This window comes from Brucella sp. LJL56, from assembly GCF_054871705.1.
Window position 1 is genome coordinate 247,951 of sequence record NZ_JBTXLQ010000001.1, and the last position, 14,717, is coordinate 262,667.

Genomic DNA, 14,717 nt, shown 5'->3' on the forward strand with positions numbered 1-14,717 from the left:
TTGGAGCTTGCTGAAAAAGAGTTTCTGTGATCGCCAATTCCTCCAGTCTTGGCATCTGAAAAAGGCCGATGGTTCCCGCCATCGGCCTTTTTCATTGTTCAGAACAAAAAGCCTCGGCTTTTTGATTATTCTTCGGTGTCAGCGGCTGTTGTTTCACCTTCGGAAGCGACATCGCCGCCATTGCCGTTTTCTTCATCGCTATCCGCTTCGGATATGCGTTCGACCGAGACGACCTTTTCACCATCCGCCGTGTTGAAGATCGTGACGCCCTTGGTGGACCGTCCAGCGATACGGATACCGTCAACCGGCACGCGAATGAGCTGTCCGCCATCGGAAACAAGCAGAATCTGATCGCTTGCCTCGACCGGGAACAGGGCAACCAGCTTACCGATTTCGTCGGTCTTCGACGTGTCGGTTGCGCGGATGCCCTTGCCGCCCCGGCCGGAAACGCGGAACTCGTAGGACGAGGAACGCTTGCCGTAACCGTACTCACTGACTGTCAGCACGGTTTCTTCGCGTGCTTTCAGTTCCTGATAGAGTTCTTCCGAGAGATCGGCGTCAACACCGACTTCTTCACCGACCACAACAATATCATCCGCATCATCCGCGCCTTGCGCCCGGCGTTCGGCAATCGAACGCTTGAGATAGGCGGAGCGCGTCGAGGCATCGGCATCGACGTGATGCAGGATTGCCATCGAGATGACCTTGTCGCCTTCTGCCAGATTGATGCCGCGCACACCGATGGAATTGCGGCCTGCAAAGACACGCACATCGGTAACCGGGAAGCGAATGCACTGGCCACCGGCACAGGTCAGAAGCACGTCATCGAATTCCGTACAGGTATCGACCGAGAGGATTTCATCGCCCTCGTCTTCGAGCTTCATCGCGATCTTGCCGTTGCGGTTGACCTGAACGAAGTCCGACAGCTTGTTACGGCGAACCGTACCGCGCGTGGTCGAGAACATGACATCGAGATTTGCCCAGGACTCTTCATCCTCCGGCAGCGGCATGATGGTGGTAATGCGTTCGCCCTGCTGCAATGGCAGCATGTTGATGAGCGCCTTGCCGCGCGATTGCGGATTACCGACCGGCAGACGCCAGACCTTCTCCTTGTAGACAATGCCACGCGAGGAGAAGAACAGAACCGGCGTATGCGTATTGGCGACGAACAGGCGGGTTACGAAATCCTCGTCCTTCGTCGCCATGCCGGAGCGACCCTTGCCGCCACGGCGCTGTGCACGATAGGTCGTCAGCGGCACACGCTTGATATAACCAGCGTGACTGACGGTAACGACCATATCTTCACGGGCGATCAGGTCTTCATCGTCCATTTCGGCGCCACCAAGACCGAACTCGGTGCGACGTGGCGTGGCAAACTCGTCACGAACAGCAATCATCTCTTCCGTGACGATTGTCATAACGCGGATGCGAGAGCCAAGAATATCCAGATAATCGCGGATTTCTTCGCCGATCTTGTTCAGCTCGTCCGCGACTTCATCGCGGCCAAGTGCCGTCAGGCGCTGTAGGCGCAGATCAAGAATAGCACGCGCCTGCTCTTCCGAGAGGTTATACGTGTTGTCTTCATTGATCGCATGACGCGGATCATCGATGAGGCGGATGAGTGGTGCCACATCGGCAGCGGGCCAACGACGTTCCATCAACTGTTCACGCGCCGTTGCCGGATCCGGCGCACGACGAATAAGAGCGATGATCTCATCGATATTCGCAACTGCAATTGCCAGACCAACCAACACATGCGCGCGGTCGCGCGCCTTGTTGAGCAGGAATTTTGTGCGGCGCGTCACCACTTCCTCACGGAAGGCGACGAATGCGCGCAGCATGTCGAGCAGATTGAGCTGTTCCGGCTTGCCACCGTTCAGCGCCACCATGTTGCAGCCGAAGGAGGTCTGCAGCGGCGTGTAACGATAGAGCTGGTTCAGCACGACATCGGCAACGGCATCGCGCTTGAGTTCCACCACGACGCGATAGCCTTCGCGGTCGGATTCGTCACGCAGATCGGAAATGCCTTCGATACGCTTGTCGCGCACCAGTTCGGCCATTTTCTCGATCATCGACGCCTTGTTCACCTGATACGGAATCTCGGTGATGATGATGGCTTCGCGATCACCGCGCATTGGCTCGATTGTAGCGCGTCCGCGCATGATCACCGAGCCGCGACCGGTCGTGTAGGCGGAATTGATGCCAGCGCGTCCGAGGATGATACCCCCTGTCGGGAAATCCGGACCCGGAATGATTTCCATGATTTCTTCCAGCTCGATGGCCGGATTTTCAATCAACGCTATGCAGCCATCAATGACTTCGCCAAGGTTGTGCGGCGGAATATTGGTCGCCATACCGACCGCAATACCGCCAGACCCATTGACGAGCAGGTTCGGGAAACGCGCAGGCATAACCACTGGTTCCTGCTCGCGGCCGTCATAATTGTCCTGAAAATTGACCGTATCCTTGTCAATGTCCGACAGGAGGGCTTCGGTGAGCTTTTCCAGACGGCATTCGGTGTAACGCATCGCCGCCGGTGGGTCGCCATCGATGGAGCCGAAATTGCCCTGCCCGTCCACGAGCGGATCGCGCATGGAAAAATCCTGCGCCATACGCACGAGAGCGTCATAAATAGATGCGTCGCCATGCGGGTGATACTTACCCATGACCTCACCGATCACACCCGCCGACTTACGGTACGGGCGATTATAGGCGAGGTTCATCTCGTTCATGGCGTGGAGAATGCGGCGATGTACGGGCTTCAGGCCGTCGCGCACATCAGGCAGCGCGCGGCTCACGATAACGCTCATCGCGTAATCGAGATAGGAGCGCTGCATCTCCTCGATAATGGAAATCGGTTCGATACCGCTAGGGCCGCCGTTTGGGCCACCATTCATATCGTCGGAACCGGGTGGAGGCGTTTGATCTGACACTATTCAGATTTCTTTCTCAACAGAATCGATAAAGTCACTTTATAACGGAAACCAGCAAAAAACGCCAATTTCACGACCGTTTCGGCAAGCTATTTCCGCCTATTAAATCAATGACTTAAAAGATATTCACATAAAGATTGAGCAAGGATGTTGCTCGTCACGGTGCTTTGCATCGACCATGTACCCCTGATCGTCTACAATTCATGTATCCGATTGAGCATAACATGCCAACAAGAAGGGCGCGTGCAGTATGGGGTTCTACGATACGGTTTTCAGCGCGTTCGTCACCCTTCTTGTCACAATCGATCCGCCCGGACTGGCGCCGTTGTTTCTGGCGCTAACGCCGGGCATGGAGCGGCACCACCGCGGACAGGTGGCGCTTCGCGCCTCCATCATCGGTTTTATCGTGATGGCGCTCTTTGCCATTGCGGGTGCGCAGATCCTCGGCATGTTCGGCATAACGATCGGCGCATTCCGCGTCGCCGGTGGCCTGCTTCTCTTCTGGATCGCTTTTGAAATGATTTTCGAGAAACGAACCGAGCGCAAGGAAAAGAGCGCCGAGGTAGCCATCACCAAGGACCATATCCGCAATATAGCTGCTTTCCCGCTCGCCATTCCGCTGATTGCCGGTCCGGGAGCGATTTCGGCCATCGTGCTGACGTCGGACTCGTTCCATGGAATTGGACCGCGAGCCGCTCTGCTTGGCGTCATCGCTGTCTGTTTGCTGATTACCTATTTCGTGCTGCTGCTTGCAGAACGCGTTGACCGGTTTCTGGGCGAAACCGGTCGTTCCATTCTGACTCGTCTGCTTGGCGTTATCCTCGCAGCGCTTGCCGTTCAGTTCGTTGCAGATGGCATCAAGACACTCATCAGTGGTTAAGCCGATTTCTGCGCCTTCTTGCCAATCATGGCGTGACGAAGTTTGGACGAGAACCAGTCGATGACGGCAACCGCGATCAGGATCATGATGATCAGGAAAGAAACGTCCTGAAGGTTCAGAACCTTGATCTGTTCTGCCAGATGCGCGCCGATGCCGCCTGCCCCGACGATGCCGATGATCGTCGCCGAACGGGTGTTTGACTCGAAGAAGTAAAGCACCTGACTGCCGATCAGTGGCAGAACCTGTGGCAGCACGCCGAAGCGATAGCCGTGCAGCCTGCCGCCACCCGATGAGACCACGCCTTCGACCGGCTTCTTGTCGGCGCCTTCAATGGCTTCCGAGAACAACTTGCCGAATGCCCCGAAATCCGAGCAGGCAATAGCAAGAATACCGGCGAATGGTCCAAGCCCCACAACCGACACCCAGATCAATGCCCAGATCAGCGTATCGACGCCGCGAATGGTATCGAGGAAGCGGCGGATGCCGAAATGCAGGAACACATTCGGGATAATGTTCTTGGCGGCCAGAAAACCGAATGGAAAGGCCAGGATCGCCGCCAGCAATGTGCCGAGATAGGCGATTGCCAGCGTTTCCATCATCGACCACAGATAGAGGCTGAAACGCCCGCCGGACGATGGTGGCATCATCATCAGCGCGAAATCGCCGAGACGACCAAGACCATTGAGAATGCGCAACAACGAGAAATCGAGCCAGTAGAAGGCGAACCAGACGGAAGCAACCAAAACTACGGCTAATATCGCCAGATTTCGCCAGGCACGCGCGTTTCCGAACAATTCGGCATGTTCTGCCCGAAGTTCCTTTTCATGCGCGTGCGCCTCACGGGAGAGACTTTGTGCAATATCGGTCATAATTCTCTCTTTTGTTTGAGCATGATCTTTTCCGAAAACCGGTTCCCACTTTTCGGGATCACGCTCCTCAACCAATACGGCCCAGAAGCGCGTGGCGAATACGCTGTGTAATGAGATCGATGGCAACAATGGTCACGATAATCAGAAGCAGAATGGCGCTGACATCGCTGTAATAGAACTGGCGGATCGAGGTGAGCAGTTCCTGCCCGATGCCGCCTGCCCCCACAAACCCCATGACTGAAGCGCCACGCACGTTGATTTCAAAGCGCAGCAGGCCATAGGACGCAAAATTAGCGGCTACTTGCGGCAGCACGGCAAAGCGGATGACCTGAAAGCCGGAACCGCCCGATGCACGAATGCCTTCCACCGGACGCATATCGATGTTCTCAACAACTTCGGAGAACAATTTGCCCAGCGCCCCCGTTGTATGAAGCATTAGAGCCAGCACACCGGCCATCGGCCCAAGACCGAAAGCGATAACGAAAAGCAGCGCGAAGACGATTTCAGGAACGGTACGCAGCAGTTCCAGCCCGCGACGAACAATGAAGCGAACTGTCGAATTGGGCGCCATATTCGATGAAGCCGCAAATGACGCGGCAAAAGCAATGATACCGCCGATCAAGGTTGCCAGATAGGCAATCAACAGCGTCTCAAACAGCATCTTGAGCCAGCCGCCAAGGTTCCAGTACCAGGCAGCGAGATCGCCCCAGAAATTGGCAATCGTCAGATCCGGCAGGATGCGGCCGAGATAGCTTGTGAAGCGAAAGAGATTTTCGACCAGTGTGCCCGGCCGAACATCGGCAACGACGGAGGCAGCAATGGCGACAACAATCAGAGCAAGGAGAAAGCCGATTCCGTAAAGGCGTCGTTTTCCGACTTCTCTCCGATAATCGGCAAGCAGGCTTTTTGCTCCGTTGCCGTCGAGTAAGGATACCGTCATGCGAGATTCCCTAACAAAAATGCCCGAAGCTTGTTGGGCTTCGGGCATTTCGATTACTTTGCGGATTAGGACTTGCGAGCCTTGTCGTTGAATTTGAGCATCTCGATGATCGGCTCATATTCCTTGGCTTCGGTCGCTACAAATTCCTGATCCTTGCCGTCGGAAAGGGCGTCAAAGCCGGCCTTGTCCTTCTTAGGCATATCGAGAAAAGCCTGCTTGATGTCGGTCTTGAGCTGGTCTGGCAGGCTGCTGAGAACCGCAAATGGGCCTTCTGGGAGGAAGTCCGACTTGAAGATGACGCGGAAATCGTCCTTCGTCATCACCTTGCCGTTTGCATCTTTCAGAACGCCGCGGCTGATCATGCGGGTCAGGTTGGAATCGTCTTCCGAGTTCCAGGAGTTTGCGGCAGCGTCTGCGGTGCCCTGTGCGAGAGCGAGAACTGCATTTTCATGGCTGCCGGCAAAGAAGTTCTTACCAAAGAACGTATCGACGCTATAGCCATCGCGGTTGAGGAAGAAGCGTGGTGCGTTGTTGCCCGATGTCGAGTTAGGATCGACAAGCGCAATCGCTTTGCCCTTGAGGTCATCCATCTTCTGGTATGGGCTGTCGGCGCGAACATAAACAACCGAGTAATAGCCGTTTACGCCAGTGTCGTGACGCTGGTTGACGAGCGGCGTAGTTTCAACGCCGGTCATGACAGCGCGGGCATAGGAAGCCGGGCCATAGAATGCGATCTGGATGTTGCCAGCGCGCTGACCTTCGATAACAGCGGCGTAGTCGTTAGCAACGCGCAGCGTAACCTTCGTGCCCAGTTCCTTGCCGAGATAGGCAGCCAGAGGCGCATAACGGTCGGAAGTGGTCGATGCGTTTTCTGCCGGGATCACGCCCAGGACGATTTCCGGGTAGTCCTTGCTCCAGTCTGCAGCCTGTGCAGTGGAAGCCAGCATTGGCATGGTCAGCGTAGCGGTGAGCGCTGCAGCCGCCAGAAAGTTTCTACGGTTAAGCATAGGTATCTCCTGTTAATCCTGAGTTTGGAGCGTAATTTTCCCGGCGTTTAGGCGGAAAGCTGGCGCAGAACGGCTTGAGCCGACTGCGGAACAGGCATCGGCATTGGCTCGGCCGCATCATCCTGATCGATGACGTCATCGGCTTCCATGCCGTAAAGGTCGCGTGATGCCATATCGGTCAGCATCGACGGTGTGCCGCGGAATACGATCTTGCCGGCAGACATGCCGACGAGGCGGTCGCAATAGCTGCGCGCAATATCGAGCGAGTGCAGATTGCAGAGAACCGTGATGCCGTATTCGCGATTGATGCGACGCAGAGCGTCCATGACGCTGCGGGTGTTGCGCGGATCAAGCGATGCAATCGGCTCGTCGGCGAGAATGATGCGCGGTTGCTGAACAAGCGCGCGGGCAATCGCCACGCGCTGCTGCTGGCCACCCGAAAGCTCGTCGGCCCGGTGCGCTGCAAGATGTGCAATATCGAACTGCTGCAGGGCGGAAAGAGCGATCAGGCGTTCTTCATCGCTCCAGATACGCAGGAGCGACTTGGGCGTCGAAACATAGTTCAGGCGCCCCATCAGAACATTGGTCAGCACATCGAGGCGGTCAACCAGATTGAAATGTTGGAAAATCATCGCGCATTGAGCGCGCCAGTCACGCAGTCCAGAGCCCTTGAGCCCGGTAACGTCGCGACCGTCCCAGTGAATTGTTCCCTCTGAAGGCTCAACAAGGCGATTGATCATACGCAGAAGCGTCGACTTTCCCGCGCCCGAGCGCCCGATAATTCCCACAAACGTGCCCGGTTCGATTTCGAGGTCCACGCCCGAAACCGCCACCTTGTCATTATAGCGGCGCGTTATGTTTTTCAGTTGAAGCATGAATTCGTCTCCATTCATGCTCACTCTGAATTGCTTCCATGACACTGCGATGAAAGCAGAATGACGTTTGTGTAAATTTACACGCCGCTATAGAGATTTTATCTAAGCGATTGTTTTAACAGCTAATTCGTTCAAGTGGCGAAGGAACACCTCTGTGGATGCATTGACATTGCCGGAATTGTCTATTGTGACAACATCCCCGGCATCGTCATCAAAGCTCACTGCGCGCGCCAGCCGCAAGGCGATTTCTTCCCGGCTTTCGCGACCGCGTGATGCAAGCCGTTCCGCGAGGACGTCCGGTCGGGCCGTTATCACGACCACAGAGCGCGACGTGTAGAGCCTGCGAATATCGCACAGAACCCGGCGCGAGACATTGGCGATTACCACCGTACCATCGGCAATTTCATCTTCGAGCGATTTCGGCAATCCATAGCTTAGACCATGCGCCTGCCAGTGCAGGGCGAAAGCACCCTCGCCTGCGGCTTTCGTAAATGCCGCTTCATCCAGACTGTCATGATCTTCCGTTTCCGGCGTTTGCGGGCGGGTGATGATGCGACGCACAAAATGAAAACGCGTGTCGCCCGCAAGAGCCACACGCGCTGCATCCATGATCGTATCCTTGCCGGCCCCACTGGGACCGACAACGGCAACGAAACAGCCTTTCGGCGTATTGGATTGCATCTGCATCAGAGCACCCGTTCGCCTTCGCGCCAGACAGTGCGCACAACCGGAATTGCACCTTTCGGGCGCACGCGAACCAGATCGGCGCGCTTTTCGATAGCGATTTCGCCGCGATCATCCATGGCCATGGCGTTGGCAGGATTCTTGGTCACAAGACGAATTGCGTCGGGTAAAGCAATCGGGCGTTCACCGGAAGCAAGGCCGAATGCCGACTGGATCAGGCTGAACGGAATATAGTCCGAAGACAGAATGTCGAGGCTGCCATTATCGACGAGATCGCGTGCAGCGATATTGCCGGAATGCGAGCCGCCGCGCACGATATTGGGCGCGCCCATCAGGATCGACAATCCGGCCTCCTTCGAAGCATTTGCTGCTTCCATAGTGGTCGGGAATTCGGCAATCCGCACACCATGATCAAGCGATTCATCGACGTGATTGCTCGTCGCATCATCATGACTCGCTAGAACGATCCCGCGATGCGCCGACAAATCAGCAATCGCACGGCGATGTTTGGCCGAATAGGCGTCCGAATCCGCCATACGCTTCTCACAATGCACCCGGAACTCCACATCCGTGAGCTTCATCTTGCGCATGTAATAAGTGCGATACGTATTAAGATCAACGAATTGACGCTGTCCCGGCGCATGATCCATCAGCGAAGCGAGTTTAACGCGGTCATCGCCTGCGAAAAGCTCGAATGTTTCCAGGCAATCGGCTGAGGAAACCTCGCAACGCAGATGCAGGAAGTGGTCTGCACGCAGGCGATTCTCGCGAACACCGCTTTCGATCGCATCCGCAAGCATCCGCATATCCTCGCCCACGAAGTCACGGTCATAGTCGGAGCCAACGCGCATGGCATCAAACACAGTTGTGATGCCCGATGCAGCAACCTGCGCGTCATGCGCCTGAACTGCAGCGTCGACATTCCAGCGGACTTTCGGGCGTGGTGCGTAATGGCTTTCGAGCTGATCGGTGTGCAGCTCGATCAGACCCGGAATGACGTAGTCACCATCCATGTCATCGCCACCATTGGTATTACCCTGATCAATGGCTGCAATTTTGCCGTCACGGATCAGGATAGAACCGGAGACAATCTCGTCAGCAAGCACGATGCGGGCATTTTTAAGAACGATTTCATTAGCCATTGGATAGCTCTTTCATGACCGCTTTTGTGTTGGCAGCCGTTTCGTATTTCGAAAGGAAAGCCTCGATATCAAGCGCACGGAAATCATCGAGTCCATTACGCAGACGTTCGTGATCCCAGTCCCACCAGGCCAGTCGATCGAGGCGATTACCGATCGCAGCGTCGAAACGTTCGCGAATGAGACGCGCCGGAACCCCGCCAACAATCGTGTAGGGCGCCACGTCCCTGCTCACGACAGCTCCGGCACCGACAACCGCACCATTGCCAACCGTCACACCCGGCAGAATGGTCGAACCATGGCCGAGCCATGTGTCGTGACCGATTTTCACGGCATTGCCGCGACGCCAATCAAAGAACTCCGTCTCATCCTTTTCGCCCGGCCAGTAATCCCCGGCGCGGTAGGTGAAATGATGCAGTGTCGGACGCCATGTTGGATGATTGGTGGCGTTGATACGCACATGGCTGGCGATATTGGAAAACTTGCCGATCTCCGCGCACCAGATTTCGCAATCGATACCGAGATAGGAATAGTCGTCCAGCACGGTCTCCGAAACACGGCTGCGCGCGCCGATCTCGGTATATCGACCGAGCTTGCTACCGTTGACTTCAGCCGTTTCGTGAACCAGTGGTTCTACCGATAGCTTGGTCATGCCGCTGCCCTCGGCGAGAAGGCGGTTACGTCGATAATGCGATCAGCAACCTGTTCCCGCACATCTTCGTCATGGAAGATGCCGAGCATTGCGACGCCTTGCGCCTTCTTGGCCTTGATGAGATCAACAACGACTGCACGGTTCTTGGCATCGAGCGAAGCGGTCGGCTCGTCAAGCAGTAACACTGGATGGTCCGTGATGAAGCCGCGCGCAATATTCACGCGCTGCTGCTCACCGCCGGAGAAGGTTGCAGGCGGCAGTGCCCAGAGCCGTTCTGGCAGGTTGAGCTGCGCAAGCAATTCAGCTCCTCGATTGCGAGCAGCATCGCGATCAACACCACGAGCCACCAATGGCTCCGCAACGACGTCGATTGCCGCCACGCGCGGCAATGTGCGCAGGAACTGGCTGACATAGCCGATCGTATCACGCCGAACGGCCAGCACTTCGCGCGGATCGGCTGTTGCCAGATCCACCATACGATCTTCGTGACGAATGAGGATCGAACCTGCATTCACCGCGTAATTGCCATAGACCATCTTGAGAATGGAGCTTTTACCGGCACCGGAAGGTCCGCCAAGCACGGCGCATTCGCCTGCTTCCAGTTTGAAGTCCACGCCACTGACGACTGGCAACTGAATGCCACCCTGCAAGTGCATCGTGAACGTCTTCGCCAGACCCGACACGGCCAGCGGAGAGGATGTTCTAACTTGTGTCATTTCTCACCTCACGCATGAAGTTTCGCTAATTTACGAACAACACGCTGCAAACATCTGTTTTAATTTACTAAACCTGCAGAATAGATGACACGAGAAGCTGCGTGTAAGGCGCTTGCGGGTCATCCAGAACGCGGTCGGTCAGGCCCTGTTCGACAATATGGCCGTCTTTCATGACCATGATGCGATGGGACAGAAGACGCGCCACTGCGAGATCGTGGGTCACGATGACAACCGAAAGGCCGAGATCGCTCACCAGACCGCGCAGCAGATCAAGAAGACGCGCCTGCACGGACACATCGAGACCGCCGGTCGGTTCATCCATGAAAACAAGACGTGGTGCCGTCACCAGATTGCGTGCAATCTGCAGACGCTGACGCATACCGCCGGAGAAAGCGCGAGGCTGGTCGTCGATGCGGTCAGCAGCGATTTCGACACGTCCAAGCCATTCGGTTGCCGTGTTGCGGATATTGCCATAGTGGCGCTCGCCAACAGCCATCAGCCGTTCACCGACATTGGCACCCGCCGAAACGGTCATGCGCAGACCATCCGAAGGGTTCTGATGCACGAAACCCCAATCGGTACGCATCAGAAAGCGGCGTTCAGCCTCTCCGATCTTGTAAAGATCACGGAACTCGCCATCACGCATCCGATATTCCACGCTGCCCGATGTCGGTTCCAGACGTGTCGCCAGACAGTTGAGCAAAGTCGTCTTGCCCGAACCGGATTCGCCGACGATGGCCAGCACTTCGCCTGGCCAGAGCGAGAAATCGATATCCGCGCAACCGCGACGGCTGCCATAAAACTTCGAGAGATTGCTGACTTTCAGCAGAGGTTCGACGCTCATTCCGCGGCCTCCTTATTCGCTGCCAGATGACCAAAGTGGCCATTCGCCTGACGATCTTCACAATAATCGGTGTCGGAGCAGACAAACATCGAGCCGCCGCGATCATCGAGTACCACTTCGTCGAGATAGACGCCGCGTGCGCCGCACAATGCGCAAGGCTCCTTGAATTTCTGCACCTCAAATGGATGGTCCTCGAAATCGAGGCTCACGACATCCGTATATGGTGGCACGGCATAGATGCGCTTTTCACGACCGGCACCAAAGAGCTGTAGAGCTGGCGACATATGCATCTTTGGATTATCGAACTTTGGCGTCGGCGACGGTGCCATGACATAGCGCCCTTCGATCATCACCGGATAATCATAGGTCTTGGCGATATGGCCGTGGCGCGCGATATCCTCGTACAGCTTCACATGCATGAGGCCATATTCGGCAAGCGCGTGCATCTTGCGCGTTTCGGTTTCACGCGGTTCCAGAAAACGCAGTGGTTCAGGAATTGGCACCTGATAGACAATCACCTGCCCTTCGCTCAGCGGATACTCCGGGATGCGGTGACGTGTCTGGATGATCGTCGCCTCACCCGTATGGGTGGTCACGGCAACATTGGCAGTTTTCTGGAAGAATGCGCGGATGGAAACGGCATTGGTCGTGTCGTCAGCACCCTGATCGATCACCTTCAGCACATCATTCTGACCGAGGATTGCGGCAGTTACCTGCACGCCGCCCGTGCCCCAGCCATAAGGCATCGGCATTTCACGGCTGGCAAACGGCACCTGATAGCCCGGAATAGCAATGGCTTTCAGGATAGCACGACGGATCATCCGCTTTGTCTGCTCATCCAGATAGGCGAAATTGTAATTGGCTAGATCGCTCATTCTGCTGCTTCCTTGCCTATGCCGATATTGGCTGCTGCTTCGGTTGCCAAAACTTCAGTCTCGTTGTTCGCTTGTTCATATTCCGCACGCATACGGCGGATGAGATCAAGCTCGGCCTGAAAGTCCACGTAATGGGGCAATTTCAGATGCTCGACGAAGCCCGTCGACTGCACATTGTCGGAATGGGAAATGACGAATTCTTCGTCCTGCGCGGGTGCTGTCACATCCGCATCGAATTCACGGACACGCAGCGCCCGGTCGCAAAGCGACATCGACATGGCTTTGCGCTCGCTTTGTCCGAACACCAGACCATAACCACGGGTGAACTGCGGTGCCTGCTTGGACGAGCCCTTGAACTGGCTCACCATCTGGCATTCGGTCAACTGAACGCGGCCAAGCGAAACGGCAAAGCCAAGCTCAGGCACGTCGAACTCGACTTCCACCTCGCCAATGCGGATTTCACCGACAAATGGATGCGTGTTGCCATAACCGCGCTGCGTGGAATAACCCAGCGCCAGCAGGAAGCCTTCATCGCCCCGCGCCAAAGCCTGCAAGCGCAGATCGCGCGGCATCGGGAAAGTCCACGGTTCGCGGGTAAGATCGCCCGGTTCATGCCCTTCCGGCATTGCACCGTCCTCTTCGATCATGCCGTTGACACCGAGAATATCGGTCACGCGTGGCGTCTCTTCAGGCTCAGCCGCACGCACTTCCGGCTCAGGAACACTCACATCGCCAGCCAATTCCGGATCAAGCAGTCGGTGCGTATAATCGAATGTCGGCCCCAATAGCTGCCCGCCGGGCAGATCTTTATAGGTGGCCGAAATGCGGCGTTCGATCAGCATATTCGCCGTTTCCAGCGGAAGCGAATAACCAAAACGCGGCAATGTCGTGCGGTAGGCACGGACCAGAAAGATTGCTTCGATCAGGTCGCCACGCGACTGGCGCACGGCAAGGGCTGCAAGTTCACGGTCATAAAGCGAGCCTTCGGCCATCACACGATCAACGGCGAGGCCAAGCTGTTCGACAATCTGATCAAGACGCAGTGCCGGAACCGAGCGGTCCCCGCGACGGCGGTCATCAAGCAGACGGTGGGCATTGCGGATGGCGGTTTCACCGCCCTTTACAGCAACATACATGGATCAGCCCTCCAAACTTGCTATACGTGTGGTGCGGGGAAGCGCTGCGACTTTGCCGTCAGCGACGAGCACCAGATCGATACCCAGCGGAAACAACGCGCCATTTTCACGCCATTGCGCGGCAAAATCCTGCGGCAAACCATCGACGTTCAGCACAGTTTCATCCTTGATACCGGGGCCTCTGAGGCAGAAACCCTGCCCGCTCGTCAGCGAAGAAACAGCCAGAACAACAGTCGTCGAACGGTCCGGAAACTCAGGGTCACCCTGAGAAAAGGAAGAAAGTGCTGGCAGCGATTGCGCATCAGTCACGAGTGCGAACTGTGCCTTCGACTGGTCATCAACAATTGGTGCACCGGTATGGAATGTCAGCCATGCCGTTGCGTCCTGATTGGCTGCAATTTCAGCATCGACCCAGACGCTGGCATCGTGATCCAGAAGCGTTGCTGCAATCAGGCCGAGCTGCGGTGTGAGCGGCTTTGATGGTGCAGCAGTACTTGGTAGCGAATGGATACGACCAGGATTGGCCATTGCGTGCATGACTGCATGAAACGCCGACTGCGCTTCATTGACTGGATCAGCCAGTCCCCCTTCAAATGCAGAAGAAGAATGGAGCATCAGTTATCTCCCCGAACCATAGTGAAGAAATCGACCTTCGTGGCAGCAGCTTCGCCGCGCCGTTTTGCATCCGCAGTATCGACACGACCACGCAATGCGTTGAGCACGTTGCTTTCGATCGCATCGCGGGTGGCTTCATCGAGCCAGAGCGCATCAAACAATGCAGCCAGCTTCGCCTTTTCCTGATCGCGCCCAAGCGCGTAGGAATGTCCAACCGAGCCATTCGCCAGACGAACAGTTGCGCGGGTGACGGTTGCCTCGCCAACATTGAATGGGGCACCGCCGCCGCCAATACGGCCGCGCATCATGACCAGTCCGGTTTCCGGACCACGCAGAACTTCAAATTCAGGCTTTTCCGCCCAGTTCTGCCAGAACGTTTTCAATTCTTCACCACTTGCGCGCGCGAGAAGCGCCATACTGGCCTGACGTGCAGCCTGCGTTGCATCCGGCGCCAAATTGCTTCCAGCAGTGGAGCTGTCTCCACTTTCACCTGTGCTGTGCCGCGTAGTTTGCCGGGGAGTATGCATGAGCTTATCCGCCCTATCTAATCTT

At 56.2% G+C, this 14,717-nt stretch carries 15 protein-coding genes; 1 reads left to right on the forward strand and 14 read right to left on the reverse strand.

Annotated elements, in window-relative coordinates:
- Positions 1 to 125 precede the first annotated feature (125 nt).
- Complete coding sequence (gyrA, locus tag ACYSN1_RS01220) at positions 126 to 2,897, reverse strand: DNA gyrase subunit A (protein WP_461725246.1); 2,772 nt, start codon at positions 2,895 to 2,897, stop codon at positions 126 to 128.
- 286 nt (positions 2,898 to 3,183) lie between these two features.
- On the opposite strand from gyrA, the gene ACYSN1_RS01225 reads away from it, so the two are divergent.
- The gene (locus ACYSN1_RS01225) at positions 3,184 to 3,813 is read left to right on the forward strand and encodes a MarC family protein (RefSeq protein WP_140019481.1); all 630 of its coding nucleotides are present in this window, start codon (positions 3,184 to 3,186) and stop codon (positions 3,811 to 3,813) included.
- On the opposite strand, the gene phnE (ACYSN1_RS01230) is transcribed toward ACYSN1_RS01225, so the two are convergent.
- The 13 genes from phnE (ACYSN1_RS01230) to phnG form a co-directional block, all read right to left on the reverse strand.
- Positions 3,810 to 4,682 (reverse strand): phosphonate ABC transporter, permease protein PhnE, encoded by an 873-nt coding sequence (gene phnE / locus ACYSN1_RS01230; protein WP_461724075.1) that lies wholly within the window; start codon positions 4,680 to 4,682, stop codon positions 3,810 to 3,812. The two genes, ACYSN1_RS01225 and phnE (ACYSN1_RS01230), sit on opposite strands and share 4 nt — an antisense overlap.
- A 67-nt stretch (positions 4,683 to 4,749) precedes the next feature.
- Positions 4,750 to 5,622: a phosphonate ABC transporter, permease protein PhnE gene (gene phnE, locus ACYSN1_RS01235; RefSeq protein ID WP_461724076.1), complete on the reverse strand. Its 873-nt coding sequence runs from the start codon at positions 5,620 to 5,622 to the stop codon at positions 4,750 to 4,752.
- A gap of 65 nt (positions 5,623 to 5,687) precedes the next feature.
- The gene (phnD, locus tag ACYSN1_RS01240) at positions 5,688 to 6,629 is read right to left on the reverse strand and encodes a phosphonate ABC transporter substrate-binding protein (protein WP_461724077.1); all 942 of its coding nucleotides are present in this window, start codon (positions 6,627 to 6,629) and stop codon (positions 5,688 to 5,690) included.
- 47 nt (positions 6,630 to 6,676) lie between these two features.
- Positions 6,677 to 7,504 (reverse strand): phosphonate ABC transporter ATP-binding protein, encoded by an 828-nt coding sequence (gene phnC / locus ACYSN1_RS01245; protein WP_461724078.1) that lies wholly within the window; start codon positions 7,502 to 7,504, stop codon positions 6,677 to 6,679.
- Between the two features lie 102 nt (positions 7,505 to 7,606).
- Positions 7,607 to 8,185, reverse strand: coding sequence for a phosphonate metabolism protein/1,5-bisphosphokinase (PRPP-forming) PhnN (phnN, locus tag ACYSN1_RS01250; protein WP_461725247.1), 579 nt, complete (start codon positions 8,183 to 8,185; stop codon positions 7,607 to 7,609).
- Positions 8,186 to 8,190: 5 nt separating this feature from the next.
- On the reverse strand, positions 8,191 to 9,330 hold the full coding sequence (locus ACYSN1_RS01255; protein WP_461724079.1) for an alpha-D-ribose 1-methylphosphonate 5-triphosphate diphosphatase: 1,140 nt from the start codon (positions 9,328 to 9,330) through the stop codon (positions 8,191 to 8,193).
- The gene (locus tag ACYSN1_RS01260; protein ID WP_461724080.1) at positions 9,323 to 9,979 is read right to left on the reverse strand and encodes a DapH/DapD/GlmU-related protein; all 657 of its coding nucleotides are present in this window, start codon (positions 9,977 to 9,979) and stop codon (positions 9,323 to 9,325) included. Before ACYSN1_RS01260 ends, ACYSN1_RS01255 begins: the two co-directional genes overlap by 8 nt.
- Complete coding sequence (phnL, locus tag ACYSN1_RS01265) at positions 9,976 to 10,695, reverse strand: phosphonate C-P lyase system protein PhnL (protein WP_461724081.1); 720 nt, start codon at positions 10,693 to 10,695, stop codon at positions 9,976 to 9,978. The genes ACYSN1_RS01260 and phnL overlap by 4 nt, the downstream gene beginning before the upstream one ends.
- Before the next feature lie 67 nt (positions 10,696 to 10,762).
- A complete protein-coding gene (phnK, locus tag ACYSN1_RS01270; protein WP_007875095.1) occupies positions 10,763 to 11,539 on the reverse strand; it encodes a phosphonate C-P lyase system protein PhnK in 777 nt (258 codons plus the stop codon).
- On the reverse strand, positions 11,536 to 12,414 hold the full coding sequence (locus ACYSN1_RS01275; RefSeq protein ID WP_461724082.1) for an alpha-D-ribose 1-methylphosphonate 5-phosphate C-P-lyase PhnJ: 879 nt from the start codon (positions 12,412 to 12,414) through the stop codon (positions 11,536 to 11,538). The genes phnK and ACYSN1_RS01275 overlap by 4 nt, the downstream gene beginning before the upstream one ends.
- Complete coding sequence (locus ACYSN1_RS01280; protein WP_461724083.1) at positions 12,411 to 13,550, reverse strand: carbon-phosphorus lyase complex subunit; 1,140 nt, start codon at positions 13,548 to 13,550, stop codon at positions 12,411 to 12,413. The genes ACYSN1_RS01275 and ACYSN1_RS01280 overlap by 4 nt, the downstream gene beginning before the upstream one ends.
- A 3-nt stretch (positions 13,551 to 13,553) precedes the next feature.
- Positions 13,554 to 14,165 (reverse strand): phosphonate C-P lyase system protein PhnH, encoded by a 612-nt coding sequence (gene phnH / locus ACYSN1_RS01285; RefSeq protein WP_461724084.1) that lies wholly within the window; start codon positions 14,163 to 14,165, stop codon positions 13,554 to 13,556.
- Positions 14,165 to 14,581 (reverse strand): phosphonate C-P lyase system protein PhnG, encoded by a 417-nt coding sequence (phnG, locus tag ACYSN1_RS01290; RefSeq protein WP_461725248.1) that lies wholly within the window; start codon positions 14,579 to 14,581, stop codon positions 14,165 to 14,167. The genes phnH and phnG overlap by 1 nt, the downstream gene beginning before the upstream one ends.
- Positions 14,582 to 14,717: the final 136 nt, after the last annotated feature.

What these genes read in the sequence shown, in the direction of transcription:
- gyrA (WP_461725246.1), bottom strand. Translation starts at nt 2,897, where the DNA reads ATGAATGGTGGCCCAAACGGCGGCCCTAGCGGTATCGAACCGATTTCC.
- ACYSN1_RS01225 (WP_140019481.1), top strand. Translation starts at nt 3,184, where the DNA reads ATGGGGTTCTACGATACGGTTTTCAGCGCGTTCGTCACCCTTCTTGTC.
- phnE (WP_461724075.1), bottom strand. Translation starts at nt 4,682, where the DNA reads ATGACCGATATTGCACAAAGTCTCTCCCGTGAGGCGCACGCGCATGAA.
- phnE (WP_461724076.1), bottom strand. Translation starts at nt 5,622, where the DNA reads ATGACGGTATCCTTACTCGACGGCAACGGAGCAAAAAGCCTGCTTGCC.
- phnD (WP_461724077.1), bottom strand. Translation starts at nt 6,629, where the DNA reads ATGCTTAACCGTAGAAACTTTCTGGCGGCTGCAGCGCTCACCGCTACG.
- phnC (WP_461724078.1), bottom strand. Translation starts at nt 7,504, where the DNA reads ATGCTTCAACTGAAAAACATAACGCGCCGCTATAATGACAAGGTGGCG.
- phnN (WP_461725247.1), bottom strand. Translation starts at nt 8,185, where the DNA reads ATGCAATCCAATACGCCGAAAGGCTGTTTCGTTGCCGTTGTCGGTCCC.
- ACYSN1_RS01255 (WP_461724079.1), bottom strand. Translation starts at nt 9,330, where the DNA reads ATGGCTAATGAAATCGTTCTTAAAAATGCCCGCATCGTGCTTGCTGAC.
- ACYSN1_RS01260 (WP_461724080.1), bottom strand. Translation starts at nt 9,979, where the DNA reads ATGACCAAGCTATCGGTAGAACCACTGGTTCACGAAACGGCTGAAGTC.
- phnL (WP_461724081.1), bottom strand. Translation starts at nt 10,695, where the DNA reads ATGACACAAGTTAGAACATCCTCTCCGCTGGCCGTGTCGGGTCTGGCG.
- phnK (WP_007875095.1), bottom strand. Translation starts at nt 11,539, where the DNA reads ATGAGCGTCGAACCTCTGCTGAAAGTCAGCAATCTCTCGAAGTTTTAT.
- ACYSN1_RS01275 (WP_461724082.1), bottom strand. Translation starts at nt 12,414, where the DNA reads ATGAGCGATCTAGCCAATTACAATTTCGCCTATCTGGATGAGCAGACA.
- ACYSN1_RS01280 (WP_461724083.1), bottom strand. Translation starts at nt 13,550, where the DNA reads ATGTATGTTGCTGTAAAGGGCGGTGAAACCGCCATCCGCAATGCCCAC.
- phnH (WP_461724084.1), bottom strand. Translation starts at nt 14,165, where the DNA reads ATGCTCCATTCTTCTTCTGCATTTGAAGGGGGACTGGCTGATCCAGTC.
- phnG (WP_461725248.1), bottom strand. Translation starts at nt 14,581, where the DNA reads ATGGCGCTTCTCGCGCGCGCAAGTGGTGAAGAATTGAAAACGTTCTGG.